The 26,306-nt window shown below is 70.8% G+C and carries 21 protein-coding genes; 9 read left to right on the top strand and 12 right to left on the bottom strand.

Annotated features, from left to right (window positions below):
• Window positions 1-54 precede the first annotated feature (54 nt).
• On the bottom strand, window positions 55-195 hold the full coding sequence (locus tag EHO50_RS34035; protein WP_107083653.1) for a hypothetical protein: 141 nt from the start codon (window positions 193-195) through the stop codon (window positions 55-57).
• A gap of 259 nt (window positions 196-454) precedes the next feature.
• A complete protein-coding gene (locus tag EHO50_RS34030; RefSeq protein WP_128435107.1) occupies window positions 455-1,012 on the bottom strand; it encodes a GNAT family N-acetyltransferase in 558 nt (185 codons plus the stop codon).
• An 87-nt stretch (window positions 1,013-1,099) separates the two neighbouring features.
• Between EHO50_RS34030 and EHO50_RS34025 the strand changes: the two genes are divergently transcribed.
• Window positions 1,100-1,306, top strand: a complete 207-nt coding sequence (locus tag EHO50_RS34025) for a DUF5988 family protein (protein ID WP_128435106.1) — start codon at window positions 1,100-1,102, stop codon at window positions 1,304-1,306.
• 68 nt (window positions 1,307-1,374) lie between these two features.
• Here EHO50_RS34025 and pruA read toward each other — a convergent pair whose 3' ends face one another.
• Together pruA and EHO50_RS34015 are read right to left on the bottom strand one after the other, a co-directional pair.
• Window positions 1,375-3,006: an L-glutamate gamma-semialdehyde dehydrogenase gene (pruA, locus tag EHO50_RS34020; protein WP_128435105.1), complete on the bottom strand. Its 1,632-nt coding sequence runs from the start codon at window positions 3,004-3,006 to the stop codon at window positions 1,375-1,377.
• A gap of 40 nt (window positions 3,007-3,046) precedes the next feature.
• Entirely contained in the window at window positions 3,047-3,973 is a 927-nt protein-coding gene (locus EHO50_RS34015) for a proline dehydrogenase family protein (RefSeq protein ID WP_128435104.1), read from the bottom strand.
• Between the two features lie 173 nt (window positions 3,974-4,146).
• Between EHO50_RS34015 and EHO50_RS34010 the strand changes: the two genes are divergently transcribed.
• The 5 genes from EHO50_RS34010 to EHO50_RS33990 all read left to right on the top strand — a co-directional run bounded on the left by EHO50_RS34010 (window position 4,147) and on the right by EHO50_RS33990 (window position 10,770).
• Window positions 4,147-5,484 carry a PucR family transcriptional regulator gene (locus tag EHO50_RS34010; protein ID WP_128435103.1) on the top strand — a complete coding sequence of 446 codons (1,338 nt, stop codon included), beginning with the start codon at window positions 4,147-4,149 and terminating at the stop codon, window positions 5,482-5,484.
• Between the two features lie 352 nt (window positions 5,485-5,836).
• A complete protein-coding gene (locus tag EHO50_RS34005; RefSeq protein WP_128435102.1) occupies window positions 5,837-7,333 on the top strand; it encodes an ABC transporter substrate-binding protein in 1,497 nt (498 codons plus the stop codon).
• Window positions 7,330-9,120, top strand: coding sequence for an ABC transporter permease subunit (locus EHO50_RS34000; protein WP_128435101.1), 1,791 nt, complete (start codon window positions 7,330-7,332; stop codon window positions 9,118-9,120). The genes EHO50_RS34005 and EHO50_RS34000 overlap by 4 nt, the downstream gene beginning before the upstream one ends.
• Complete coding sequence (locus EHO50_RS33995) at window positions 9,110-10,093, top strand: ABC transporter ATP-binding protein (RefSeq protein WP_128435100.1); 984 nt, start codon at window positions 9,110-9,112, stop codon at window positions 10,091-10,093. Before EHO50_RS34000 ends, EHO50_RS33995 begins: the two co-directional genes overlap by 11 nt.
• A complete protein-coding gene (locus EHO50_RS33990; protein WP_128435099.1) occupies window positions 10,090-10,770 on the top strand; it encodes an ATP-binding cassette domain-containing protein in 681 nt (226 codons plus the stop codon). Before EHO50_RS33995 ends, EHO50_RS33990 begins: the two co-directional genes overlap by 4 nt.
• On the opposite strand, the gene EHO50_RS33985 is transcribed toward EHO50_RS33990, so the two are convergent.
• Window positions 10,757-11,341, bottom strand: coding sequence for a TetR/AcrR family transcriptional regulator (locus EHO50_RS33985; protein ID WP_128435098.1), 585 nt, complete (start codon window positions 11,339-11,341; stop codon window positions 10,757-10,759). The genes EHO50_RS33990 and EHO50_RS33985 overlap by 14 nt on opposite strands.
• Before the next feature lie 96 nt (window positions 11,342-11,437).
• Here EHO50_RS33985 and EHO50_RS33980 point away from each other — a divergent pair, with 96 nt between their 5' ends.
• The gene (locus tag EHO50_RS33980; protein ID WP_128435097.1) at window positions 11,438-12,982 is read left to right on the top strand and encodes an MFS transporter; all 1,545 of its coding nucleotides are present in this window, start codon (window positions 11,438-11,440) and stop codon (window positions 12,980-12,982) included.
• Window positions 12,983-13,006: 24 nt separating this feature from the next.
• On the opposite strand, the gene serA is transcribed toward EHO50_RS33980, so the two are convergent.
• The 6 genes from serA to EHO50_RS33945 all read right to left on the bottom strand — a co-directional run bounded on the left by serA (window position 13,007) and on the right by EHO50_RS33945 (window position 23,130).
• A complete protein-coding gene (serA, locus tag EHO50_RS33975) occupies window positions 13,007-14,596 on the bottom strand; it encodes a phosphoglycerate dehydrogenase (protein ID WP_128435096.1) in 1,590 nt (529 codons plus the stop codon).
• A 231-nt stretch (window positions 14,597-14,827) separates the two neighbouring features.
• Window positions 14,828-15,826, bottom strand: a complete 999-nt coding sequence (gene ilvC / locus EHO50_RS33970; protein WP_126395275.1) for a ketol-acid reductoisomerase — start codon at window positions 15,824-15,826, stop codon at window positions 14,828-14,830.
• A 176-nt stretch (window positions 15,827-16,002) separates the two neighbouring features.
• Complete coding sequence (gene ilvN, locus EHO50_RS33965; RefSeq protein WP_043504310.1) at window positions 16,003-16,527, bottom strand: acetolactate synthase small subunit; 525 nt, start codon at window positions 16,525-16,527, stop codon at window positions 16,003-16,005.
• A gap of 21 nt (window positions 16,528-16,548) precedes the next feature.
• Complete coding sequence (locus EHO50_RS33960) at window positions 16,549-18,405, bottom strand: acetolactate synthase large subunit (RefSeq protein WP_128435095.1); 1,857 nt, start codon at window positions 18,403-18,405, stop codon at window positions 16,549-16,551.
• Window positions 18,406-18,753: 348 nt separating this feature from the next.
• Window positions 18,754-21,795, bottom strand: coding sequence for a putative bifunctional diguanylate cyclase/phosphodiesterase (locus EHO50_RS33955; RefSeq protein WP_246101683.1), 3,042 nt, complete (start codon window positions 21,793-21,795; stop codon window positions 18,754-18,756).
• A gap of 393 nt (window positions 21,796-22,188) precedes the next feature.
• Window positions 22,189-23,130 (bottom strand): 2-hydroxyacid dehydrogenase, encoded by a 942-nt coding sequence (locus EHO50_RS33945; protein WP_128435094.1) that lies wholly within the window; start codon window positions 23,128-23,130, stop codon window positions 22,189-22,191.
• Window positions 23,131-23,206: 76 nt separating this feature from the next.
• Here EHO50_RS33945 and EHO50_RS33940 point away from each other — a divergent pair, with 76 nt between their 5' ends.
• A complete protein-coding gene (locus tag EHO50_RS33940; RefSeq protein ID WP_128435093.1) occupies window positions 23,207-24,205 on the top strand; it encodes an aldo/keto reductase in 999 nt (332 codons plus the stop codon).
• Window positions 24,206-24,856: 651 nt separating this feature from the next.
• Window positions 24,857-26,005: a PQQ-dependent sugar dehydrogenase gene (locus tag EHO50_RS33930; protein ID WP_164905031.1), complete on the top strand. Its 1,149-nt coding sequence runs from the start codon at window positions 24,857-24,859 to the stop codon at window positions 26,003-26,005.
• A gap of 10 nt (window positions 26,006-26,015) precedes the next feature.
• Here EHO50_RS33930 and EHO50_RS33925 read toward each other — a convergent pair whose 3' ends face one another.
• A complete protein-coding gene (locus tag EHO50_RS33925) occupies window positions 26,016-26,273 on the bottom strand; it encodes a DUF6191 domain-containing protein (RefSeq protein ID WP_128435091.1) in 258 nt (85 codons plus the stop codon).
• Window positions 26,274-26,306: the final 33 nt, after the last annotated feature.

The following is a 26,306-nucleotide window of genomic DNA, read 5'->3' as shown; positions in this document are numbered from 1 at the left end:
TCCCGGCTTGTGTGCGTCGCTCGTGTGCGTCCGCGCCGACGCGCGGCTGTGGCGTCAGGCCGCCTGGTGGCCGGTGGCTCCGCCGTTGTCCCTGCGGTCGAGGGCGCGCTGGAGGGCGGCGGCGGCGTTCTTACGGTCGGACTCGCTCGTGCGGGAGAGGTGACGGACTCGACGGCGGGCGGTCGTCTCGGCCATGGGAAATCGACTCCTTCGACAATCCGGGAGTGCAGACAGGGGTTACGAGACGCCGGGTGGGGCGGGGAGCGGTGCCGCAGGGGTTGCCTGCAAAGGGCCCGGCTCACGACCGCCATTCGCTTGATCGAGCGAGACGTTCGGCTTCTACAAAACTAAGGGAGGACGGCGCGTCTGTCTCCACAATTACTCGGACTTCCTACTATCTGAGACGGTGGACTGGGTCACACCCCACTGACCTGCGCTTTTACCTCCACCCCAGTCAGAGCACGTCCCCGTCACGCCAGTCGAAGATCAGCTCGAACGCCGGGTCGAGCGGACCGGCGAGGGCAGGCCGCACGAACGTGCTTCCCTCCTCGTCCGGCAGGCGCACGACGCCCTCCGGCCCCAGCGCGCAGACCCGCCCGCCCCACACCTCCCAGCCACGGGCGGCGTACAGGGCGGCCCCCGCGTCGCTCGCGGACAGCATCCCCGCGTCGTACGCCCGGTCGATCACCCGCTCCAGCTCCGCCATCACCCGGCCGCCGAGCCCCGTCCGACGCGCGTCGGGCCGTACGCCCACCGCCTCGACGTACCCGACCCGCAGCCACCGGTTCCGGTGCCGCACCCGCCGCATGATCACCGAACCGTGCGCGACGAGCCGACCGGCCTCGTCGTGGACCAGGGCGTGCATACCGCCGAGCCCGTGCTCGAAGTCCTCGTCGGAGAAGTCGCCGTCGAAGGCGTCGTCCAACAGGGCGCGGATCGCGCGCAGTTCGGCGGAGGTGAGGTCGGCGGTGTGGGCGGTGCGCGGGGTGACGGCGGCTGTCGGTGTGGTCATCCGACCAGTATCGAGGGGATCGCCCACTCGGCTGATCCTGTGCGGGGCGCGGGACACCGGGTCGGGACGAGGGGAACCGGTGAACCCATGAACGACACGTCGAAAGTGTTCCTCGAGGGCGGCCCGGACGACCTGCCCGAACGGATCGTCCCGTCACCGTCCCCCGGCCCGGACGCGAAGATCAAGCTCCGCGGCGGATACGAGCACTTCAGGCCGACAGCGCGGCACACGGACACAACGGAGGGCAGGCTGCCCGTGTACGAGTGGTGGGAGCGCACGGAGATCGCCGAGTAGCCCCTCCCGCGCAGCCCGAGAAGGCCGGGTCCTGAACGGGCCCGGCCTTCTCGAGGTGCGTCTGGGGGTCAGCCCATGTGCGGGTACGTGTAGTCGGTCGGCGCGACCAGCGTCTCCTTGATGGCGCGGGTCAGCGTCCAGCGCATCAGGTTCTGCGGGGCGCCGGCCTTGTCGTTGGTGCCGGAGGCGCGGCCGCCACCGAAGGGCTGCTGGCCGACGACGGCACCGGTCGACTTGTCGTTGATGTAGAAGTTGCCGGCCGCGTAGCGCAGCTTCTCCATCGTGTACGCGGCCGCCGCACGGTCACCGGAGATGACCGAGCCGGTCAGCGCGTACGCGGACACCGACTCCATCTGCTCCAGCATCTCGTCGTACTTGTCGTCCTCGTAGACGTGCACGGCGAGGAACGGGCCGAAGTACTCGGTGGTGAAGACCTCGTTCTCCGGGTCGGTGCACTCGACGACGGTCGGGCGGACGAAGTAGCCGACCGAGTCGTCGTAGGAGCCGCCCGCGACGATCGTGCAGGTCGGGTCGGACTTCGCGCGGTCGATGGCGGCCTTGTTCTTGGCGAAGGCACGCTCGTCGATGACGGCGCCGATGAAGTTGGACAGGTCGGTGACGTCACCCATGGTGAGGTAGTCGACCTCGGCCGCGAACTCCTCCTTGAAGCCGGAGTTCCAGATCGACGCCGGGATGTACGCCCGGGAGGTCGCCGAGCACTTCTGGCCCTGGTACTCGAAGGCACCGCGGGTGAGGGCCGTCTTCAGCACCGCCTTGTCGGCGCTCGGGTGCGCGACGACGAAGTCCTTGCCGCCGGTCTCGCCGACGATGCGCGGGTAGGAGCGGTACTTCTCGATGTTGTTGCCGACCGTCTTCCACAGGTACTGGAAGGTCTTGGTCGAGCCGGTGAAGTGGATGCCGGCGAGGTCGCGGTGCTCGAGAGCGACCTTGGAGACCTCGATGCCGTCGCCGGTGACGAGGTTGATGACGCCCTTGGGCAGCCCGGCCTCCTCCAGCAGCTGCATCAGCAGCACGGCGGCGTGGGTCTGGGTCGGGGACGGCTTCCAGACGACGACGTTGCCCATGAGGGCCGGGGCGGTCGGCAGGTTGCCCGCGATGGCCGTGAAGTTGAACGGCGTGATCGCGTAGACGAAGCCCTCGAGCGGGCGGTGGTCCAGGCGGTTCCACACGCCCGGGGAGTTCGCCGGGGGCTGCTCGGCGAGCAGGTCACGGGCGTACTTGACGTTGAAGCGCCAGAAGTCGATCAGCTCGCAGGGCGTGTCGATCTCGGCCTGCTGGGCGGTCTTGGACTGGCCGAGCATGGTGGAGGCGGCCAGCGTCTCGCGCCACGGGCCGGACAGCAGCTCGGCGGCGCGCAGGATGATCGCGGCGCGGTCGTCGAAGGACATCGCCCGCCAGGCCGGCGCGGCGGCGAGGGCCGCGTCGATGGCGTCCTGCGCGTCCTGCTGGGTGGCGTTGCCGTAGGTGCCGAGGCGGGCCTTGTGGTTGTGCGGCTGCACGACGTCGAACCGCTCACCGCCGCCCAGCCGCTTCTCGCCGCCGATGGTGCAGGGCAGGTCGATCGGGTTCTCGGCGAGCTCCTTGAGCTTGACCTCGAGGCGGGCGCGCTCGGGCGAGCCGGGGGCGTAGCCGTGCACCGGCTCGTTGACGGGGGTGGGGACCTGGGTCACAGCGTCCATGAGATCCGTAACTCCTTGAATGTGAGCGGGTGTTGCGGGCTCAGCCCTTGCTGATCATGCTTCGTGCGAAGAACCGCAGGTTGGCGGGCTTCTCCGCGAGGCGGCGCATGAAATAGCCGTACCAGTCGGTGCCGTACGCCGTGTAGACGCGCATGCGGTGGCCCTCGGCGGCCAACCGCAGGTGCTCGTCGCTCCTGATGCCGTACAGCATCTGGAACTCGTACTCGTCGAGCTTTCGCCCGGCGCGCCGCGCGAGTTCCTGGGCGACGGAGATCAGACGCGGGTCGTGGGACCCGATCATCGGGTACCCGGCGCCCTCCATCAGAACCTTCAGGACACGGACGTACGCCTTGTCGATCTCGTGTTTCTGCTGGTAGGCGACCTCGGCGGGCTCCTTGTAGGCGCCCTTGACGAGCCGTACGCGGCTGCCGTTCGCGGCGAGGCGGCGGGCGTCGGCCTCGGTGCGGAAGAGGTAGGCCTGGATGACGCAGCCGGTCTGCGGGAAGTCCCTGCGCAGCTCCTCGTGGATGGCGAACATCGAGTCGAGGGTGGTGTGGTCCTCGGCGTCGAGCGTGACGGTCGTACCGATGGCGGCGGCGGCCTCGACGACGGGGCGGACGTTGGCGAGGGCCAGCTCGTGGCCGCCCTCCAGTGCCTGCCCGAACATGGACAGCTTGACGGACATCTCGACGCGCTCGCCGAGCTCCAGGTCCTTGATCCGGTCGACGAACCGCAGGTAGGCGTCCCGGGCGGCGGCGGCCTGTTCGGGGCGGGTGATGTCCTCGCCGACGACGTCCATCGTCAGCTCCAGACCCTTGCCGGTGAGGTCCTCGATGATCGGCACGACGTCGTCGACGGACTCACCTGGGATGAACCGGTCGACGACCTGCTTCGTCACCGGAGCCGCCGAGATCAGGCGTCGCATCCGGTCGCTGCGCGACGCGGCGAGAATCACGGGACCCAGCACGGGGCACCTCCACAAACACAGCCGAATGACGGCCGACACCCCGATAAGTGATGTTCCGGGTACGGCACGGAGAACCACCGTGAAACCTAAGGATCCCTCCGAACGGCGGCCATCGACAGCTGTCACGCATCCGTGCCGCAGATCTCAGACAGATGTATGAAGGCTTCGCGAAAATGCGGGAGAATGCCCGGGTGACGCCGGAATTCAAGGACCGCAAGGACGACTACCAGGAGCTGGTCGACGAGATCTCGGAGCTCCTCGGCGCCCCCGCGACGCTGGAGAACCGGGACTTCGAGCTGATCGCCTTCGGTGCGTACGACAGCGAGGGCGAGCTCGACGCATCCGCCCTGGATCCCGTCCGTACCCGCTCGATCCTGACGCGCCGCTCCACGACGGCGGTGCGGACCTGGTTCGAGGGCTTCGGCATCACGCGGGCGACCGGCCCGGTGCGCATCCCGCCGACCCCGGAGGCCGGGGTGTACCGCGGACGTATTTGTCTCCCGGTACGCCACCGGGGTGTGGTGCTGGGCTACGTCTGGCTCCTCGACGACGATCCGGGCCCGACCGAGCGGCAGCTCGCGGCGGCGATGGAGGTGACCGCCCGGATCGGCGCGCTGCTCGCGGACGAGGCGCAGCACGGGGCGGATCTGAGCCGGGAGCTGCGGGCGGTACTGACCGCGGAGCCGGGCTGGCAGGGGGACATGGCGGTCGCCGAGCTGCGCACGGCCCTGGGCTCTCGCGCGGACGGCGTCCATATGGTCGTCTGCGTGGCCCCCTGGCCCTCGGCCGACCCCGACGACGCCCCGTCCGTGCGTACGGTGCCGCACGCGACGGCGCTGTGCACGGTGCCGTGGGACGGGGGTGCCTCCCACGCCCTCAAGGCAGTGGCGGAGACCGGACAGAGCCTTGCGGTGCTCGTACGGCTGCGCTCACCCGAGGTGCGGACGGCGGCGCTGGCGGCGGCGTCCCGCCTGTTGAAGGAAGGCCCGGCCGAATCGCCGTCCCCGACGCCGAGCAAGGGCCCGGACCGGTTCGCGGCCCGCCCCGTGGAGGACCGCCGGCCTCAATCGCCGTCCCGGCTGCCCGCGCAGGGCCGGCCACGGGTGGCGGCCGGCCTCGGCGAACCCCGCACCGGTCTCGCGGATCTGGGCGCCGCCTGGCAGGAGGCGTCGGCCGCGGCGCGCGCGGCGCTGGCGGAACCGCGGTTCGGACCGGTGGCCGAGTGGTCGCGCATCGGGCCGTACCGCCTGCTGACGTCCCTCGCCCCGGAGACGCTCCACGACCGGGCGGTCGCCCCTCTCCTCTCCCCCGCCCACCACGAACTCGCCCGCACCGCCGAGGTCTACCTCGACTGCGCGGGCCAGGCCGGCCGGACAGCCGCCGAACTCGGCATCCACCGCCAGACCCTCTACTACCGCCTCTCCCGCGTCGAACAGCTCACGGGCCTGGACCTGGACGACGGGGAGGACCGGTTGTTGCTGCACATGGTGTTGAAGGGTGCGCGGCTGTAGGAATGCCGGGGCTCGTTCGGCGGGGCGACCGGCGCGGGTGAATCTCTCGGCCGGGCGGTAACGCCCACGCGGCCACCGGTGCGGAGTTGCGCCGCCTGACCGGCCCGACCGGCTTCGTCCAGGCGGTTGCCTGGTCGCCCGACGGCACCCGGATCGCCTCCGTGCCGAACGACAGAACCCTTCGGATCGACACCGCGGAGGAACGGCGGCGCCACGGCCTGCGGTAACGGCGGCGGGCGCCCGGAGCGGGCACGCATAAGGCGAATTATTGGAAATGATTGTCATCATGCTACGGTCACGGCAACCGCTCTCTTGACCGCCCTTTTACCCGCCCTTTCACCCGGAGGGTCCCGTGCGCCTGCCCGCCCGCCACCTGCTCCCCGTCACCGCCGTCACCGCGGCCTCCGCACTGCTCACCGGCTGCTTCGCCGGAGCGGAGTCGTCCGCTGACGCGGGGGCGGGCGGCCAGCGCATCCGTGTCGCGCACATGCTGCCGCCCCGCTCCGGCCTGTCCCCCCTGAGCGACGACGCCTTCAAGCTCTCGCGTTGGTCGACGGCCGAGACCCTGGTGAAGCTCGACAAGGAGGGCGACGCCCGGCCCGCCCTCGCCACCGAGTGGCAGCAGTCCGGCCGCACCTGGACCTTCGAGATACGCGACGGCGTCACCTTCCACGACGGCACGAAGCTCGACGCAAAGGCCGTCGTGCGGTCGCTCACCAAGGCCGTCGGCGCCTCCCCCAAACCCCGCATCCTCGACGGCGTGGAACTGACCGCGAAGGCCGAGGACACCGACACGGTCAAGGTCACCACCGGCACCGAGGACCCTCTCGTCCCGCAGCGGCTGAGCTCGCCCCAGCTGTCGATCCTGGCCGCCAAGGCCTACAAGGGGAAGACGGTGAACCCCGTCGGCGCCGGCACCGGACCCTTCGAACTCGTCAAGGTCAACGGCACCTCCTCCGCCACTCTCGACCGCTACGACAAGTACTGGGGCGGCAAGGCCAAGAGCCCGGGAATCGACGTCACGTTCGTGCCGGACGGGACGGCCCGCGCCGCCGCACTGCGCACCGGCGAGGCCGACATCGTCGAGGCGATTCCGGTCTCCCAGGCCGCCGTCCTCGATCAGGACCTGATCACCGAGGTCCCGATGCCGCGCACCAACACCCTCTACCTGAACACCGAGAAGGGCGCCTTCGAGGACGCCTCGCTGCGCGCCGCCGCCCGGGAGGCGATCGACGCCAAGTCGATCGTCGAGGGCGTGTACGAGGGGCGCGCCGATGTCGCCAAGGGGCTGCTGGGGCCTGCCCTGCCGTGGGCGGCCGAACTGCGCACGCCCGTCAAGCACACGAAGGCCGGCAAGCCGAACGGCACGACGATCACTATCGGCACCTTCACCGACCGGGCCGAACTGCCCGAGGTCGCCGCCACGCTGCAGCAGCAGCTGCAGAAGGCCGGGTTCAAGGTGAAGCTCGACGTCCGCGAGTACGCGAACATCGAATCCGACGCCCTCGCAGGCAAGTTCGACGCGTTCATCCTCTCCCGCGCCACCGTCCTGGACTCCGGCGACCCGGCCGCCTACCTGTACAGCGACTTCGCCTCCGACGGCTCCTTCAACCTCTCCCAGCTCGCCGACTCCTCCGTGGACGCCGCGCTGAAGAAGGCCGGCGAGACGAAGGCCGGCGACGCCCGCCGCAGGGCGATCATCGAGGCCGAGGCCGCCGTGCTCGCCACCGACGCCGCCGTGCCGATGCTCCACGAGCGGGTGATCCAGGGCGACGCCAAGGGTGTCGTGGACGCCGCTCACGACCCGCGCGAGCGCGAACTCGTCACCCTGAACACGTACGTCAAGTGAGGCGCACGGCAAGGAACGTGGTCAGCCCGGCCGGGCTGACCCGCCTCGTCTGTCTGGTCGCCGTCCTGGCCACCGTCGGCCTGCTGCCCTGGCTCTCGCACCGGGACCCGGCGCTCACCGTGCTGCGCGCCCGGTCGGCCGAGCAGGAGCCGACCGAGGAGGCCCTGTCCGCGATCCGCCAGGACCTCGGCCTGGACGCCGGCCCGCTCTCCCTGCTGGGGAACTGGGCCTCGGACCTGCTGCACGGAGACTTCGGCACCTCCTGGGTGTCGGGCACCGAGGTCCTGCCGTCCGTCATCGCCGGCCTCCAGGTATCGCTGGCCCTGATGGGCGCGGCGCTCGGCGTGGCGGTCGTGCTGGCCGCCGTACTGGTGGCGCCGGTGCTGGTCCGGGGGCGTGGGTCGGCCGGGGCGTTCGCCGCGATGCTGGTGGCCCTACCGGAGTTCCTGCTGGCCACCATCGCACTGCTGGTGTGCGGGGTGTGGCTGGGGTGGCTGCCGACGGCCGGCTGGGCGGGTCCCGAGTACCTGGTGCTGCCCGCGCTCGCCCTCGGTGTCCCGGCGGGCGGTCTGCTCGGCCGGCTGGTCGCGGACGCGCTGCCCGCCGTGCTGGACGAGCGGTGGGTGGAGCTGTGGCGGGGTGCGGGAGTGAGCCGTACGAGAGTCTCGGCGGCCGCCCTCAAGCGCGTACTGCCGCCGCTGGTACCGCAGTTCGGGATGGTCGCCGTCGGCCTGACCGGCGGCGCGGTCGCGGTGGAGATGGTGTTCGCCGTACCCGGCATCGGCCGTACGGCTCTCGGCGCGGCCAAGTCGCAGGACCTGCCGCTGCTCCAGGGCTCGGTCCTGGCCCTGCTGCTGCTCGGCCTGGTCGCGGGCGCGGCGGCGGTGGGTGTACGGCGCCGGCTGCTGGGCCCCGCCCTGCGGGACGCCGGGCTGACACTGCCCCCGGCACGTCCGGTCCGTACCCACCCGGCGATCCCGTCGGCCCTGTTCACGCTCCTCGCCGTGACCATCGGCTGGGGCCTGCTGCGCGACCCGTACACCGTGAACACCGGCGCCCGCCTCGCCGCCCCCGCCTGGGCGCACCCGCTCGGCACCGACGCCCTCGGCCGCGATGTGCTCGCCCGGCTCGGCCACGGCGCCGCCTCGACGGTCGGCACGGCCGCCGCCATCTGTGTGCTGAGCCTGCTCGTCGCACTCGCGCTGGGCTTCCTGCCCGGCATCGCGGCCGGCGCGGCCGACATCGCCAACGCCCTGCCCCCGGTGATCGTCGGCATCCTGGTCGCCGCGGCGGCCGGTCCCGGCACCGGGGGCGCGGCCCTCGCGGTCGCCCTGATCTCCTGGCCGGCGCTGTCCGCGCACGCGGCGGCACTGGTGCAGGAGGTGCGGGCATCGGCGTTCCTCACCGCCCAACGAGCCATGGGCGCGACCCCGTTCTGGATCCTCACCCGGCACGTCCTGCCGTCCGTCGCCGCCCCGGTCGCCCGCCACGCCCTGCTGCGCCTGCCCGGCATCGCCCTCGCCCTGGCGTCCCTCGGCTTCCTGGGCCTGGGCGCCCAGCCGCCCACCCCCGAGTGGGGCCTGCTGCTCGACGAGTCCCGCGCCTATGTCGAACGCGCCCCCTGGGCGGCCCTCGCTCCGGCGGTGGCGCTGGCCCTTCTCGCCGGGCTGGCGGTGTCGGGGGCGGCGGCCGTGCAGGGGAGGCGGCCGACCCGCAGGGCCATCGGTGCCTCCAGCACCAGGCGCGGCGCACGCGTCGTACAGAAGGAGACCTCCGTTGGAGTCTGAGCGCCCCCGCGAACCGCTGCTGTCGGTGCGCGAGCTGCGGATCGCCTTCGAGGGGGTCGAGGCCGTGCGCGGCCTGTCCTTCGACGTCCGGCCACGCGAAGTCCTGGCGATCGTCGGCGAGTCGGGGGCCGGCAAGTCCCTCACGGCCCGGGCGCTGCTGGGCATGCTGCCCCGGGGCGCGACGACGAGCGGGACGATCGAGCCGGACCTCGCGGCCCACCGCGGCCGCCGTATCTCCCTCGTCCCGCAGGACGCCCTGTCCGCCCTGTCCCCCGTGCACCCGGTCGGCGACCAACTCGCCGCCGCCGTACGGTCGGTGGCGCGCGTCTCCCGCAAGGAGGCCCGGGACCGGGCGGTAGCCGCGCTCGACCGGGTCGGCATCCCGGACGCCGCCCGCAAGGCACGGGCGTATCCGCACGAGTACTCCGGCGGTATGCGGCAGCGCGCGGTCATCGCGATGGCGACGATCAACGAACCCGACATCGTCGTCGCCGACGAGCCCACCACCGCCCTGGACGAGGAGCACCGCGACCAGGTGCTGCGGGTACTCGCCGAGCAGCGGGAGGCGGTGGGCGCCGCGCTCGTGCTCGTCACCCACGACATGGACGTCGTACGGGACCACGCGGACCGCGTGCTGGTCATGTACGCCGGCCGCCTCACCGAACTCGGCCCGGCGGACGAGGTACTGGGCCGCCCCCGCGCCCCGTACACAGCAGGCCTGCTGGCCTCCCTCCCCCAGCACGCATCCCCCGGCCGCCGCCTCCCCGCCCTGCGCGGCACCCCACCCGCCCCCGGCGCACTCCCACCGGGCTGCGCCTTCGCCCCGCGCTGCCCGCTCGCAACGGACACCTGCCGTACGGAGGAACCGGAGCCGCAGGAGCTGCAGGGACGTCTGGTGGCCTGCCACCACTGGCCGGAACTCCCCCACCCGGCCACGGAGTTGTTCCAGGAAGAGGAGCGGCAACCGGCATGACTGACCCCCTGCTCGACGTCCGCGACCTCGTGGTCCGCTACGGCGACGTCACCGCGGTCGACCACGTCTCGCTCAGCCTGGCCGAGGGCGAGACCCTCGCCCTCAACGGCCCCTCCGGCTGCGGCAAGTCCTCCACGGCCCTGGCCGTCCTCCAGCTGCACCGCCCGCACGCCGGTGAAGTCCGCTTCGAGGGGCGGGAGTTGACGACCCTCACCGAGCGCGAGCTGCGCCCGCTCCGCCCGCGCATGCAGCCCGTCTTCCAGGACCCGTACGGCTCGCTGAGCCCCCGCCACCGCATCCGCGACGCCGTGGCGGAACCGCTGAAGGTCCAGGGCCGCTGGACCGGTGCCGACGGCCCCGCCCGAGTCGCCGAACTCCTCGACCGGGTCGGCCTGGACCCGTCGTACGGTGACCGCCGCCCGCACGAGCTCTCCGGTGGCCAGTGCCAACGCGTCGGAATCGCCCGCGCGTTGGCGTCCGAGCCACGACTGCTGGTCCTGGACGAGCCGGTGTCGGCCCTCGATCCCTCCGTGCGGGCCGGCGTGCTGAACCTGCTCGCCGACCTCCAGGACGACCTCGGCCTCGGCTACCTGTTCATCTGCCACGACCGGGCGGTCGTACGGCATTTCGCGGACCGGACGATCGAGATGCGCGAGGGACGCGTCACTTCCGGGTAGCGGCGTCGATCACCTGGCGGAGGCCTTCGGTGAGCTGCTCGGCGGAAGGGGCGGTCTTGGGGTCGAAGGTCCACTGGGCGATGAGCCCGGTCATCAGGGTCACATAGAACATGCCCAGGGTGTCCGCGGTCTCGTTCAGGACGTCCTCCTCCCGCCCGCCCATCAGCAGCGGAACCAGGCCCCTCCCGGCCTCCCGCTGCGCCACCGCCAAGTGGTCGCGCACCTCGGGCAGTTGGTCGCCCATGACCACGATCTCCATGCTGAGGCGCCACAGCGAACCGGGCTCCCGCATGGTGCCGATGATGTTCGACCACACCTCCCGGAACCGCTCGACCGAGCCGGGCTCGGCGCTGATCCCGGCGGCCCCGTCGCCCTCGAAGGCGTCGCCCATCCCCTCGACCAACGACACGTACGCCTGCGCCAGCAGCGCGTCCTTCGAGCCGTAGTGGTAGCCGATCGAGGCCAGGTTGGTCCCCGACTCCTTGACGATGTCGCGCGCCGTCGTGCGCACGAAGCCCTTGGCCAGCAGGCAGCGCTTGGCGCCTTCGAGCAGATCTTCACGGTGTCCCATGCGGACCAGCCTACTCGCGATCCATACACCCGTCCTAGACGAGCGACTTATACAATCGTTCTAGACAACCGTTTAAAACGTTCGTACAGTCGCGCCATGACGAACTCGACGAACCCCTCCCCGGGCACCCGTGCCGGCCGCCGCGAATGGACCGCCCTCGCCGTACTGATGCTTCCGCTGCTGCTGGTCTCCATGGACGTCTCCGTCCTCTACTTCGCGATCCCCGCGATCAGCGCGGACCTGGAGCCGACCGGCACCCAACAGCTGTGGATCTTCGACATCTACGCCTTCGTGCTGGCCGGCCTGCTGATGACGATGGGCTCGCTCGGCGACCGCATCGGCCGCCGCAGGCTGCTTCTGATCGGCGCCGCCGCCTTCGGCACCGCCTCACTGGTGGCGGCCTACGCCACCAGCGCCGAGACCCTGATCGCGGCCCGCGCGGTCCTCGGCATCGGCGGCGCGACGCTGATGCCGTCGACGTTGGCCCTGATCCGCACGATGTTCACCGACCCCGGCCAACGGGCGAAGGCGATCAGCATGTGGTCCGGCGTCATGACAGCCGGAGTCGCGCTCGGCTCGGTGCTGAGCGGTGTCCTCGTCGAGTACTTCTGGTGGGGCTCGGTCTTCCTGGTCAACCTGCTGGCGATGCTGCTGCTCCTGGCCCTCGGCCCGATCCTGCTCCCCGAGTCCAGGGACCCCGGACCCGGCCGCTTCGACTGGCTGAGCGTCCCGCTGTCCATGGCCGCCGTGCTCCCCGTGATCTACGGCCTGAAGGAGATCCCGTCCGAGGGCTGGAACGTCCGGTACGTCGTCTCGATCACCGTGGGCCTGCTCTTCGCGGCCCTGTTCGTCCACCGCCAGCGCACCGCGGCCGCACCGATGATCTCCCCGGCCCTGTTCCGCGGCCGCGGCTTCGCGCCTTCGGTCGGCCTGAACCTGGTCGCCACGTTCGGGATGATGGGCTCGGCGTTCTTCACCACGCAGTACCTGCAGTCCGTGCTCGGCAAGAGCGCGCTGGAGGCGGCGCTGTGGGCGCTGCTGCCGTCGGTGCCGATCGGGGCCGCGGCGCCGATCGCGACCCAGCTGGTGCAGAAGGGCGCCAACCGCGCGTACGTCGTCACCGCGGGCTTCGCGATCGCCGCGTGCGGCTACGGCCTGCTGGCCCTGGCCGACACGGACTCGATGTGGCTGGTGCTGGCCGCGTGCGGGGTCCTGGCGGTCGGGATCGTCACGGTGATGTCCCAGATCATGGACCTCGCGCTGGGCACCGCCCCGGTGGAGCGGGCGGGGTCGGCGTCCTCCCTGATGGAGACGGGCGCGGAGTTCGGCGGCGCCCTGGGGATGGCGGTCCTCGGCTCGATCGGTACGGCGATCTACCGTCACGAGATGCCGGCGTCGGCACCGGACGTGGCGCACGAGACGCTGGGCGGAGCGCTGGCGGTCGCCGACCGGGTCCCGGGACTGGCGACGGCGGCGCGGGAGGCGTTCACCAGCGGGATGCAGGCGGCGGCGATCGCGGGGGCGGTACTGCTGGCGGGCGCGGCGGGGCTGGCGGCGGTCACGCTGCGCCGGGTCGAGGTGCCGGAGCCCGCATGCGAAACGCCGGACGCGCCGAGCAAGCTCAGCGCGTCCGGCGTTTGAGAGACCTCAGGCCTTCGCGAGACCTCAGACCAGGTTCACCGCACGGGCGGACGTCGCCCCGATCTCCTCGGCGACCTCGGTGAGCACCGCGGCGGGCACCGTGTCGTCGACGGTCAGGACGGCCAGCGCCTCACCGCCGGCGACGGCACGCGAGACCTGCATGCCGGCGATGTTGATGCCGGCCTCGCCGAAGATGCGGCCGACGGTGCCGACGACACCCGGACGGTCCTCGTACTTCAGGACGGCCATGTGGTCGGCGAGCGCGAGGTCCACGTCGTAGTCGCCGACCGCGACGAGCTTCTGCAGGTGCTTCGGGCCGGCCAGCGTGCCGGACACCGACACCTCCTCGCCGTCCGTGAGCGTGCCGCGCACGGTGACGACGTTGCGGTGGTCGGTGGCCTCCGAGCTGGTGGTCAGCCGCACCTCGACGCCGCGCTCCTGCGCGAACAGCGGGGCGTTGACGTACGACACCGTCTCGTCGACGACGTCCTCGAAGACGCCCTTGAGGGCGCTGAGCTCCAGCACCTTCACATCGTGCTGGGTGATCTCGCCGTACACCTCGACGTCGAGGCGGACCGCGACCTCACCGGCGAGCGCCGTGAAGATGCGGCCGAGGCGCTCGGCGAGCGGCAGACCCGGCTTGACGTCCTCGGCGATGACGCCGCCCTGGACGTTGACCGCGTCGGGCACGAGCTCACCGGCGAGGGCGAGGCGCACCGAGCGGGCGACGGCGATACCGGCCTTCTCCTGCGCCTCGTCGGTGGAGGCACCGAGATGCGGGGTGGCGACGACCTGGTCGAACTCGAACAGCGGGGAGTCCGTGCAGGGCTCCTTCGCGTACACGTCGAGACCGGCGCCGGCGACCCGGCCCTCCTTGAGGGCGGAGTACAGCGCCTCCTCGTCGACGATCCCGCCACGCGCGGCGTTGACGATGCGCACGCTGGGCTTGACCTTGCGCAGCGCCTCGTCGCCGATGAGGCCGACGGTCTCGGGGGTCTTGGGCAGGTGGACGGTGATGAAGTCGGAGACCTCGAGCAGCTCGTCCAGCGACAGCACCTTGACGCCCATCTGGGCGGCGCGCGCGGGCTGGATGTAGGGGTCGTAGGCCACGACCTTCATCCCGAAGCCGGACATGCGCTGAGCGACCAGCGCACCGATCCGGCCCAGACCCACGACACCGAGGGTCTTCTCGGCAAGCTCCACACCCGTGTACTTGCTGCGCTTCCACTCGCCGTTCTTCAGCGCGGCGTTGGCCTGCGGGATGTGGCGGGCGGTGGCGACGAGGAGACCGCAGGCGAGCTCGGCGGCGGTCACGATGTTCGAGGTGGGGGCGTTGACGACCATCACGCCGGCCTTGGTGGCGGCGGAGACGTCGACGTTGTCGAGGCCGACGCCGGCTCGCGCGACGACCTTGAGCTTCTTGGCGGCGGCGATCGCCTCGGCGTCGACCTTGGTGGCGGAGCGGATCAGGATCGCGTCCACGTCGGCGATGGCGGGCAGCAGCTCGGCCCGGTCGGCGCCGTTGCAGTGCCGGATCTCGAAGTCCGGACCAAGGGCGTCCACAGTCGCGGGCGAAAGCTCTTCAGCGATGAGTACGACGGGTTTCGAGCTCACGTGAGTCCTCACATGTCCAATGCGGACGGCCGTCCCGACGGCCGCATGCGGTGGAGGGTTAGTGGCCGCGTGGAAGACGCACGACGCTGTGGGCCTGACGCGTATGTAGTACGGCAGTGTAGTGGCGCATCGTGGGTCGTCCTGCGCCTCTGTGTAAGGATCACCCGTCCGTGATGCGACGGGTTGGACAACGGGGCCGGAGCGGCATGCTCCGGCCCCGCCGGCTGAGGCTTACGCCTCCTCGTTCACCCAGCTCATGAGCTTGCGCAGCTCCTTGCCGGTGGTCTCCAGCAGGTGCTCGGAGTCCTGCTGCTTGTACTCGTTGTACTTCTTCAGACCGCCGTGGTACTCGTCCATCCAGGCCTGGGCGAAGGTGCCGTCCTGGATCTCGGCGAGGACCTTCTTCATCTCGGCCTTGGTGGCGTCGGTGATGATCCGCGGGCCGGTGACGTAGTCGCCCCACTCGGCGGTCTCGGAGATCGACCAGCGCATCTTCTCCAGGCCGCCCTCGTACATGAGGTCCACGATCAGCTTCAGCTCGTGCAGGCACTCGAAGTACGCGATCTCCGGCTGGTAGCCGGCCTCGGTCAGCGTCTCGAAACCGGCCTTCACCAGGGCGGCCGTACCTCCGCAGAGGACGGCCTGCTCACCGAACAGGTCGGTCTCGGTCTCCTCGGTGAAGGTCGTCTTGATGACGCCGGCGCGGGTGCCACCGATGCCCTTGGCGTACGACAGGGCGAGCGCGAAGGCGTTGCCCGTGGCGTCCTGCTCGACGGCGGCGATACACGGAACGCCGCGGCCCTCCTCGTACTGGCGGCGGACCAGGTGGCCCGGGCCCTTGGGGGCGACCATGCAGACGTCGACGCCGGCCGGGGGCTTGATGAAGCCGTAGCGGATGTTCAGGCCGTGGCCGAAGAACAGGGCGTCGCCGTCCTTCAGGTTCGGGGCGATGTGCTCCTCGTAGACCTGGGCCTGGATCGGGTCCGGGACGAGGATCATGATGACGTCGGCCTCGGCGGCGGCCTCCGACGGGGTCACCACGCGCAGGCCCTGCTCCTCGGCCTTCGCCTTGGACTTGGAGCCCTCGTGCAGACCGACGCGGACGTCGACACCCGAGTCACGGAGCGACAGCGCGTGGGCGTGGCCCTGGCTGCCGTAACCGATGACCGCGACCTTGCGGCCCTGGATGATGGACAGGTCGGCGTCGGCGTCGTAGAACAGCTCGGCCACTTTGGGTTCTCTCCTTGTGTGCAGGTGTTGCGTCCCACCGTATGACGGCGGGGGTGAGGGAGGTCTCGGGGTCTCGGAATGCGGGCGGCCGGTGAGGTTCCGACCGCCCGATTCCGGTCGTACGTGAATCTTCTACGAGTGGCTCGTCCGGAAGGCCGCGACGAGCCGTACGGGACTCAGGCCGAGCGGTCGAGGGCGCGCAGCGACCGGTCGGTGATCGAACGGGCACCGCGTCCGATCGCGATCGTGCCGGACTGGACGAGCTCCTTGATGCCGTACGGCTCCAGCATCTTCAGCATGGCGGACAGCTTGTCGCTGCTGCCGGTGGCTTCGATCGTGACGGCCTCCGGGGAGACGTCGACGGTCTTGGCGCGGAACAGCTGGACGATCTCGACGATCTGGGAGCGCGTCTCGTTGTCGGCGCGCACCTTCACCAGAACGAGTTCCCGCTGAACGGCCGAACCGGGCTCCAGCTCGACGATCTTGAGCACGTTGACCAGCTTGTTGAGCTGCTTGGTCACCTGCTCCAGCGGCAGGTCCTCGACGTTCACCACGATGGTGATGCGGGAGATGTCGGGGTGCTCGGTGACACCGACCGCGAGCGAGTCGATGTTGAAGCCGCGGCGGGAGAACAGGGCGGCGATCCGGGCGAGGATGCCCGGCGTGTTCTCCACCAGGACGGAGAGCGTGTGCTTGGACATGATCTTTTACGTCTCTCTCGCTCAGTCGTCTTCGTTGTCGCCGAAGTCGGGGCGGACGTCCCGGGCGGCCATGATCTCGTCGTTGGAGGTGCCGGCGGCGACCATCGGCCACACCATCGCGTCCTCGTGGACGATGAAGTCGATGACGACCGGGCGGTCGTTGATGGAGTTCGCCTCTTCGATGACCTTGTCCAGGTCGTCCGGCGACTCGCAGCGGATCGCGTAGCAGCCCATGGCCTCCGACAGCTTGACGAAGTCGGGGACGCGGGTGCCGGCGCTCGGCTGCTTGCCGTCGGCCTCGGGGCCGGAGTGCAGCACGGTGTTGGAGTAGCGCTGGTTGTAGAAGAGGGTCTGCCACTGGCGGACCATCCCGAGGGCGCCGTTGTTGATGATGGCGACCTTGATCGGGATGTTGTTCAGGGCGCAGGTGGTGAGCTCCTGATTGGTCATCTGGAAGCAGCCGTCGCCGTCGATCGCCCAGACGGCCTTGTCCGGGGCTCCGGCCTTGGCGCCCATCGCGGCCGGGACCGCGTAGCCCATCGTTCCGGCTCCGCCGGAGTTCAGCCAGGTGGCGGGCTTGTCGTACTGGATGAAGTGCGCGGCCCACATCTGGTGCTGGCCGACGCCCGCCGCGAAGATCGTGCCCTCCGGGGCGAGTTGGCCGATGCGCTCGATGACCTGCTGCGGGGAGAGCGAGCCGTCCTCGGGCTGGTCGTAGCCGAGCGGGTAGGTGTCGCGCCAGCGGCTGAGGTCCTTCCACCAGGCGCTGTAGTCGCCCTGGTGGCCCTCGGCGTGCTCCTTCTGGACGGCCTGGACCAGGTCGGCGATGACCTCGCGGGCGTCACCGACGATCGGCACGTCGGCGGCGCGGTTCTTGCCGATCTCGGCCGGGTCGATGTCGGCGTGGACGATCTTGGCGTACGGGGCGAAGCTGTCCAGCTTGCCGGTGACGCGGTCGTCGAAGCGGGCTCCGAGGGCGACGATCAGGTCGGCCTTCTGCAGCGCGGTGACGGCGGTGACCGCACCGTGCATGCCCGGCATTCCCACGTGCAGCGGGTGGCCGTCGGGGAATGCGCCGAGCGCCATCAGGGTGGTGGTGACGGGCGCTCCGGTGAGTTCCGCGAGGACCTTCAGCTCGGCGGTGGCGCCGGCCTTGATCACGCCGCCGCCGACGTACAGGACGGGGCGCTTCGCGGAGGTGATGAGCTTGGCGGCCTCACGGATCTGCTTGGCGTGCGGCTTGGTGACGGGCCGGTAGCCGGGCAGGTCCATGGTGGGCGGCCAGGAGAAGGTGGTCTGCGCCTGGAGGGCGTCCTTGGCGATGTCGACCAGGACCGGGCCGGGGCGGCCGGTGGAGGCGATGTGGAACGCCTGCGCGATGATCCGCGGGATGTCCTCGGCCTTGGTGACCAGGAAGTTGTGCTTGGTGATCGGCATCGTGATGCCGACGATGTCCGCCTCCTGGAAGGCGTCCGTACCGATCGCCTTGGAGGCCACCTGCCCGGTGATCGCCACGAGCGGCACCGAGTCCATGTGGGCGTCCGCGATCGGCGTCACCAGGTTGGTCGCACCGGGGCCGGAGGTCGCCATACAGACGCCGACCCTGCCGGTGGCCTGGGCGTAACCGGTGGCGGCGTGGCCGGCGCCCTGCTCGTGGCGGACCAGGACGTGGCGCACCCGGGTGGAGTCCATCAACGGGTCGTACGCCGGAAGGATCGCACCGCCGGGAATGCCGAATACCGTGTCGGCCCCGACCTCCTCGAGAGAGCGGATGAGGGACTGCGCACCCGTGACGTGCTCGGGGGCGGACTGGTGTCCTCCGGATCGGGGCCGCGGCTGCGGGTGATGGGCCCCGGTGGCCTGCTCGGTCATCGGCATTCTCTTCTCGATGCTGAGGGTTTTTGCGAGGTTTGGGCGGAGTTTCGGTGCTGCACGACTCGTGCCTGTGCAACAAAAAACCCCTCGTGCCATAAGGCAAGCGAGGGGAGCGCGCCGGGTGTGGAGGCTGGGAGTTCCGGGTCTGTCCGGACGTCACCAGCTTCAGCCGACGCGCTTTCCAAGTACGAGAATTCGGGTGCGCATGGCACTGACCCTCTCCCCGGCACACACCCACTGTCAAGTGGGTGGGACGGGAGTCTCATTATGTGAGCAAAGGGCACTGCCGCCTCCGAGAACAGCGGTCACACCACCGGTGTACACCCCCGCGCCGCCCCTTTCCATGGTCATTCACCTCCGGGGCGCCACTGTCGGTGTCGAGGCCGCGACCGTGCTCAGCCCTTCGGGCTTCCGCGCTCCCCCAGAGGGGGGACCCCCAGCACCCTCGACACCGACGCGCCCCTGCGGCTCTCTCACGCCCGCGAACGCGGGCTCCGCCGGTCCGTGGGGCACCGGATAGTGGCCGGAACTGAGCGCCCGGCGCAGCCGGTACTCGTCCAGCGGACCGGAGAACGCCATGCCCTGCCCGTGCGTGCACCCCATCGCGCGCAGTGCGACGACCTGTTCCGGCAGGTCCACGCCGTCGGCCACGGAGTGCAGCCCGAGGTCGCCGGCGATCCGCAGCAGCCCACCGGTGATCTTGTGCAGCCGCGCGGACTCGACGACTCCCTCGACCAGACCGCGGTCGAGCTTGAGTACGTCGACAGGGAGCCGGCGCAGGGCCGTGAGCGCCGCGTATCCGCTGCCGAAGCCGTCCAGGGCGACCCGGACGCCGAGTCTGCGCAGGCCGCTCAGGCGGCGCTCCAGTTCGTCCAGCGAGATGCGGGGGTCGAGGTCGGACAGCTCGATGACCAGCGCCCCGGACGGCAGTCCGTGCCGGGTCAGCAGCGCCTCGATCGAGCCGAGCGGCATCGACCGGTCCAGCAGCCTGCGCGCGCCCACCCGCACGGTGACGGGTACGGCGAGCCCGGTCGCGGAGCGCTCGGCGGCCTGTTCGACGGCCTCCTCCAGCATCCAGCGGCTCAGCTCGGCGGTCTTGTCGCTGTCCTCGGCCACCCGCAGGAACTCGGCCGGGGTGAACAGCACCCCCTGCGAGGAGCGCCAGCGGGCCTGGGTGGCGACCGACGTGATCCGGCCGTCCTCCAGACAGACCACCGGCTGGTGCAGCAGCGCGAACTCCCCGTCGTGCAGCGCGGCACGCAGGCGCGTGGCCAGCTCCGCCTTGCGTACGACGTCCTGCTGCATCTGCGGCTTGTACAGCTCGACGCGGCCCTTGCCGCCCGCCTTGGCGCGGTACATGGCCAGGTCGGCGTTGCGCAGCAGCTCGCCGGCGCCGAGGCCCGGCTCGGCGAAGGCGACGCCGATGGAGGCGTTGACACGGACATCGTTGCCGTCGATGAGGTAGGGCTGCGACAGCGTCACCCTGAGGCGGTCGGCGAGCTCCAGGATGTGTCGTTCGCGGGCGGTGCGATCTCGGGTGTTGTCCCCGCCGATCAGGGCCGCGAACTCGTCGCCGCCCAGCCGGGACGCGATGTCCCCGCCCCGGACCGCCTCCTGGAGTCTGCGGGCGGCCTGGACGAGCAGCTCGTCCCCGGCCTGGTGCCCGATCGTGTCGTTGACGCCCTTGAAGCCGTCGAGGTCGATGAAGAGGACGGCCGTGTTGCGCAGGGCCAGACCCCGGTCGGAAGCGCGGCGGCCGGACAGGGCCTGCTGCACGCGCTTGGTGAACAGCGCGCGGTTGGGCAGGTCGGTGAGCGGGTCGTGCTCGGCGTTGTGCTGGAGCTGCGCCTGCAGGCGCACTCTTTCGGTCACGTCCCGGCTGTTGAAGATGAGGCCGCCGTGGTGCCGGTTGACGGTCGACTCGACGTTGAGCCACCCGTCCTCGCCGGACCGGAAGCGGCACTCGATGCGCGTAGTGGGTTCCTCAAGTGGGCTGGCGGCGAGGAAGCGGCGCACCTCGTGCACCACGCAGCCCAGGTCCTCCGGGTGGATGAGATTGGCCAGTTCCGTACCCACCAGCTCCTCGGCGGTGCGGCCGTAGACCCCGGCTGCGGCCGGGGAGACGTACCGGAGCATGCCGTTGGGTGCGGCGATCATGATGACGTCGCTGGAGCCCTGCACCAGGGAGCGGAAGTGGTTCTCCTTCTGCGCCAGTTCCTGGGTGAGGGTGATGTTGTCGAGCAGCATGATGCCCTGGCGCACCACGAGCGCGAGCACGACCGTGCCGCCGGTGATGAGCACCACGCGGTCGACGCTGCGGCCGTTGAGGACGTTGTAGAGGATCCCCAGCGTGCAGACGGCGGCGGCGAGGTACGGCGTGAGCGCGGCCAGGGAGCCGGCGATCGGCCGGTTGGCCGGGTACCGGCTGTGCTCACCTCCCTGCGCGGGCGTGTGGTGATGGCTCGCGCCGCGCTGTCCGGGCACGTGCTCGTGCACCACGCGCGTGTGCCCCGACCCGTCCTGTCGTTCGCCCTCTCCGCCCCGGGGCGCGGCCCACGGGGCGTAGGCCAGGAGCAGCGAGCCGGCGAACCAGCCCGCGTCGAGCAGCTGGCCGGAGCGGTAGCTGTTGTGCAGCAGCGGCGAGGTGAACAGGGCGTCGCACATCACGGTCAGGGCGAGCGCGCCGATCGCGGTGTTGACCGCGGTGCGGTTCGCCGACGAGCGGCGGAAGTGCAGCGCGAGCACCATGCTGACCAAGGCGATGTCGAGCAGCGGGTAGGCGAGCGAGAGCGCGGTGTGCGCCACGCTCGCCCCGCCGCCGGCGTCGATCTTGGCGGCCTGGGCGAGGGCGAGGCTCCACGCCAGGGTCAGCAGCGAGCCGCCGATCAGCCAGGCGTCCAGCCCGAGACAGACCCAGCCGGCCTTCGTCACCGGCCGCTTTGCGAGCACCAGGAGTCCCACGATGGCGGGCGGCGCGAAGCACAGGAAGAACCCGTCGGCGTAGGAGGGGCTGGGCACGGGCTGTTCCAGGACGACCTCGTACCACCCCCAGACCAGGTTGCCGAGGGCCGCCATGGCCGAGGAGAGAGCGAACAGCAGCCAGGCCGGCCGAAACCGGATACGGCGGCTACGGGCGTAGCGGAAGCAGGACACGGCAGCGGCGCCGGCCGCGGCGGCCAGCCCGAAGTCGCCCATGATCAGCGCGACTTGGTCCGAGCCCCAGCCGACCGCGGAACCGAGGGCGTATCCCGCGCACACCAGGGCCAGAACGAGCTGGCGGACGAATCCCTTGCCACCACCGAAGGACGGCCGGCGGGGCAGCATCGCCGCCGACGAGGACTGTGCCCGCAGCGCTCCGTCGAGGGTGGTCGTGCCAGACGGTGGCGAGCTCACCGGGCCCTCCCGGTCCGCGCCACTCCCGGATCCCGAGGGTCCCGGTGCGCTGGGTGCGCATGCCGCCTGCGGCTGCTGTGCCTGCGGTGGTTATGGCTGTGTGGGCAGCCGTGAGCGTCGCGGTGGCCGCGTCTGCGCGCGGACGTGTACCAGGGTCGTCGGCGGCGGCCCCGCCGCGTCGGGTCGTTGGTCCATAGGCCGTGCATCGCCCGTCGCCCCCCTCACAAATCTGAAATATCCATCCCCGGCGCCGAACGAGCGCGGCGCATCCCCTGTCGGGACGATACACCAGTCTCGTCACTCAGGGACATAGTGCCTCTACGCTCCGTGACGACCAGCGCATATGCGAGTACGGACCGCTTCTGTGAGGTTGCGGAGGGTACTCGAAGCGGATTACGAACCGGTCGTAAGGATCACGTTGCGCAGAGGCTCCCGGTTCACGAAACGACTCAACTGGTCCACCAGCAACCTCTTCGCGCGCGGCAGGAACGCCGACGTCGGCCCGCCCACATGCGGACTGATCAGCACACCCGGCGCACGCCACAAGGGGTGTTCGCGGGGCAGCGGCTCCGGTTCGGTGACGTCCAGGGCTGCGGTGATGCGCCCCGTCTCCAGCTCGGCGAGCAGCGCCTTGGTGTCGACGACGCCGCCCCGGGCGACGTTGACCAGCAGCGCGCCGTCCTTCATCCGGGCGAGGAAGTCGGCATTGACCAGGTGCCGGGTGGCGTCCGTCAGGGGCGTGGACAGGATGACGACGTCCGCTTGCGGGAGCAGGGCGGGCAGTTCGGTGAGCGGATGCACGGGTCCGCGCGCCGTGGTGCGCTCAGAGCGCGCGACGCGCGCCACCCGCGCCAGTTCAAAGGGTGCGAGCCGGTCCTCGATCGCGGCCCCGATCGAGCCGTATCCCACGATGAGGACGCTCTTGTCCGCCAGCGCGGGCCGGAATCCGCCGACCCACTCCCCCTTGTCCTGGGCGCGTACGAAATCGGGGATGCCGCGCAGCGAGGCGAGGACCAGCGTGAGGGTGAGTTCGGCGGTGCTCGCCTCGTGCACCCCGCGCGCGTTGCACAGCCGCACGCCCGGCCGGAGGTGCTTGAGGCCCGGCTCCACGTGGTCGGTGCCTGCGGAGAGCGTCTGCACGACCTGTACCGAGCTCATCTCCGGCAGGGGACGCTGCCCGAGCTCGGGCGCCTTCATGTAGGGGACGACGTAGAAGGCGCACTCCGCCGGGTCGGCGGGGAAGTCCTCGGCGCCGTTCCAGAAACGGTAGGTGGGGCCCTCCGGCAGGCCCTCGATCTCTTCCGGCGGGATGGGGAGCCACACATCAGCAGTCATGCTCTGGAGGCTATGTCAGGCGAACAGGTGTGCAGAGGTTAGGTTGGGGTGCCGGAAGAGGGAGGGTTACGGCCAGGTGGAGCGCAGGACGATGGGCGCGGCGGCACTCGCGGTGGGAGCCGTCGGGCTCGGGTGCATGCCGATGAGCTGGGCGTACAGCTCGTCCCGGCAGCGGGGCGAGGAGTCGCTCAGGGCGGTGCACCGGGCGCTCGATCTGGGCTCGTCGCTGCTGGACACGGCCGACATGTACGGTCCGTTCACCAACGAGCTGTTGCTGGGGCGGGCGTTGAAGGAGCGCCGCCAGGACGCGTTCGTGTCGACCAAGGTCGGCCTGCTGGTGGGCGAACAGCACATCGTGGCCAACGGCCGTCCCGGCTATGTGAAGCGGGCGTGCGACGCCTCTCTGCGCCGCCTGCAGACGGACGTCATCGACCTCTACCAACTGCACCGCGCGGATCCCGAAGTCCCGGTCGAGGAGACGTGGGGCGCGATGGCGGAACTCGTCCAGGCCGGAAAAGTACGGTCGTTGGGGCTGTGCGCGGTGGGCGCGCGGAGTGGCCGCCGCTCGGGAACCCGCCTGCACGACGCGACGATCCGCCAGTTGCAGCGGGTGCAGCAGGTGTTCCCGGTGAGCGCCGTGCAGGCGGAGCTGTCGGTGTGGTCGCCGGAGGCCCTGGAGACGCTGCTGCCGTGGTGCGAGGCACGCGGCGTGGGCTTCCTGGCGGCCATGCCCCTGGGCAACGGCTTCCTCACCGGCACGCTGACCCCGGGCCAGGGCTTCGAACCGGACGACGTCCGCGCCCGGCACCCGCGCTTCACCGCCGAGATGATGGCGGCGAACCAGCCGATAGTCGCCGGCCTGCGCCGGATCGCGGCCCGGCACGGGGCCGGCGTCACCCCCGCACAGGTGGCACTGGCGTGGGTGCTGGCCCAGGGCCGCCACGTGGTTCCGGTACCCGGCACCAAGCAGGAGCGCTGGGTGACCGAGAACGCGGGGGCCGAGGGGATACGCCTGACGCCGGAGGACCTGACGGAGGTGGCAGAACTGCCACGAGCACTGGGCTCCTGGGACTGACGCCTCGGGCACTGGCCGCGACGGCCGCCGGGATACGGAGCGAAGACTAGCCGGAGGGTCTGGAGGGCCGCGAGGGCAGGAGGGCCTGGAGGGCCGCAGGGGAGGACTGCGGGGGGGGCCGGAGGGCCTGGAGGCCGGAGGGCCTGGAAAGGCTGGACGCCGGAGGTCTGCGGGCCCGAGGTCCGGGGCTTGAAAGGCCTGGGAGCCTGAGGCCCCGGAACCTGAAGGCCCCGAGAGCCGCCCCCGGAAGCCGGAAGTCCGGAGACTTGGCAAGCCCGGGAGGCCCGGAGGCCCAGAGACCTCAAGGCCCGGAGAGCCAGGCCGGGAAGTCCACAGGCCGGAGGGCCGGGGGCCTGGAGGGCCGGGGGCCGTGGGAGGTGAAGGGCCGCAACTTTGGTGGCCCGCGCCCTGCCACAGCCGCCGCTGGGCAGCCCGGAGGTCTGCCTCAGCTGCCCGGATCCTGATGCCACCAGCCGCCGTGCCCTCGCTCGCCGTCGGCGCACACGCACCGGCTTCCATCTGGGGTGAGCGACGCGGCCGCCGGGCAGTGGTGATTCGGGGTTCTTGGATCGGGAACCTGTGAGGCGCGAGCGGTGTAAGAAAAGTAGAACCCGCCGCGTCGAAGGGACCTTGATCGTGCAACGTCGAGTTGTGACGGCCGTAATGGCCACGGCCGCGCTCCTGCTGACGGTCGGTTGTTCCTCCGACGACGGGGGCTCACCGGGACAGGGCGGAAGCGCGGCATCGAGCACTACGGATTCGGGGTCGCCGCCTTCGCGGCGGACGGCCGAGGAGACCCCGCCGGCACAGGGCTCGGTCAAGGTGCTGCGCACGGTCGCCGAGGGTCTGAACACGCCCTGGGGCCTGGCCCCGCTCCCCGACGGCGACCTGCTCGTCTCCTCCCGCGACGAGGCCACGATCACGCGGATCGACGGGAAGACGGGCAAGAAGAGCGAGTTGGGCGAGGTGCCGGGGGTTTCACCGGCGGGCGAGGGCGGCCTCATGGGCCTGGCACTGTCGCCGGACTACGCCTCGGACCACATGATCTACGCGTACTTCACCTCGGCCTCGGACAACCGCATCGTCCGAATGCTGTACGACGAGCAGAAGCCGTCCGGCGAACAGCTGGGCGCGCCCGACACGATCTTCAAGGGCATCCCCAAGGGCTTCATCCACAACGGCGGCCGGATCGCCTTCGGCCCGGACAAGATGCTGTACGCGGGCACGGGCGAGAGCGGCGACACGGGCCTGTCGCAGGACAAGGAGTCCACGGGCGGCAAGATCCTGCGTCTGACACCGGAAGGTGAGCCGGCCCCGGGCAACCCCTTCCCCGACTCCCCCGTGTACTCGTACGGCCACCGGAACGTCCAGGGCCTGGCCTGGGACTCCAAACAGCGCCTGTTCGCCGCGGAGTTCGGCCAGGACACCTGGGACGAGCTGAACGCGATCAAGCCGGGCGACAACTACGGCTGGCCGGAGGTCGAGGGCAAGTCCGACGACGCCAAGTACCGCAACCCGCTGGCCCAGTGGGGCACGGACGATGCATCCCCCAGCGGCATCGCCTATGCCGAGGGCTCCGTCTGGATGGCGGGCCTGAAGGGCCAACGCCTCTGGCGCATCCCCCTGGACGGCACGGAGGCCTCGGCGGACCCGCAGGCCTTCCTGGAGGGCGAGTACGGCCGGCTGCGGACGGTGGTGTCGGCGGGCGGCGACAGGCTGTGGGTGACGACGAGCAACACGGACGGACGGGGCAACCCGAAGGACGGGGACGACAGAATTCTGGAGGTGCAGGTGAGCTGAGGAGCGGCCGTCACGTCTCCCAGGCGTCGTCCACGCCGTGCACGTCTCCCTCGTCGTGCATGTCTCCCTCGTCGTCCACGTCGTCCGCGTCGCCCTCCTCGGCCGACGGCTCAGGCCGTCGTACGAGTACCTTCCCGGACGCGAGATCTATCGGTCCGCGTCCGGGGTCGTTGTCGCCGACGTCCTCGCGGGTCAGTTCCAGACGGTTCTGTTCGTCGCGGGTGTGTTTGCGGCCGGGTGCGAAGAGTTCCTCGAACGCGTTGAACACGGAGCCTCCCGGGGCCATCGTCCCTTACAGCGT

Origin of the sequence: Streptomyces cyaneus (assembly GCF_004028635.1) — a bacterium.
In the GTDB taxonomy this organism is placed as follows: Bacteria; Actinomycetota; Actinomycetes; order Streptomycetales; family Streptomycetaceae; genus Streptomyces; species Streptomyces cyaneus.
The sequence above is the reverse complement of the archived record's forward strand: the minus strand, read 5'-3'. Positions and strand labels throughout refer to the sequence as shown.

Coding starts and splice junctions, on each gene's coding strand:
- EHO50_RS34035 (WP_107083653.1), bottom strand. CDS start 195: ATGGCCGAGACGACCGCCCGCCGTCGAGTCCGTCACCTCTCCCGCACG.
- EHO50_RS34030 (WP_128435107.1), bottom strand. CDS start 1,012: ATGACCACACCGACAGCCGCCGTCACCCCGCGCACCGCCCACACCGCC.
- EHO50_RS34025 (WP_128435106.1), top strand. CDS start 1,100: ATGAACGACACGTCGAAAGTGTTCCTCGAGGGCGGCCCGGACGACCTG.
- pruA (WP_128435105.1), bottom strand. CDS start 3,006: ATGGACGCTGTGACCCAGGTCCCCACCCCCGTCAACGAGCCGGTGCAC.
- EHO50_RS34010 (WP_128435103.1), top strand. CDS start 4,147: ATGCGGGAGAATGCCCGGGTGACGCCGGAATTCAAGGACCGCAAGGAC.
- EHO50_RS33990 (WP_128435099.1), top strand. CDS start 10,090: ATGACTGACCCCCTGCTCGACGTCCGCGACCTCGTGGTCCGCTACGGC.
- EHO50_RS33985 (WP_128435098.1), bottom strand. CDS start 11,341: ATGGGACACCGTGAAGATCTGCTCGAAGGCGCCAAGCGCTGCCTGCTG.
- EHO50_RS33980 (WP_128435097.1), top strand. CDS start 11,438: ATGACGAACTCGACGAACCCCTCCCCGGGCACCCGTGCCGGCCGCCGC.
- ilvN (WP_043504310.1), bottom strand. CDS start 16,527: ATGTCCAAGCACACGCTCTCCGTCCTGGTGGAGAACACGCCGGGCATC.
- EHO50_RS33960 (WP_128435095.1), bottom strand. CDS start 18,405: ATGCCGATGACCGAGCAGGCCACCGGGGCCCATCACCCGCAGCCGCGG.
- EHO50_RS33945 (WP_128435094.1), bottom strand. CDS start 23,130: ATGACTGCTGATGTGTGGCTCCCCATCCCGCCGGAAGAGATCGAGGGC.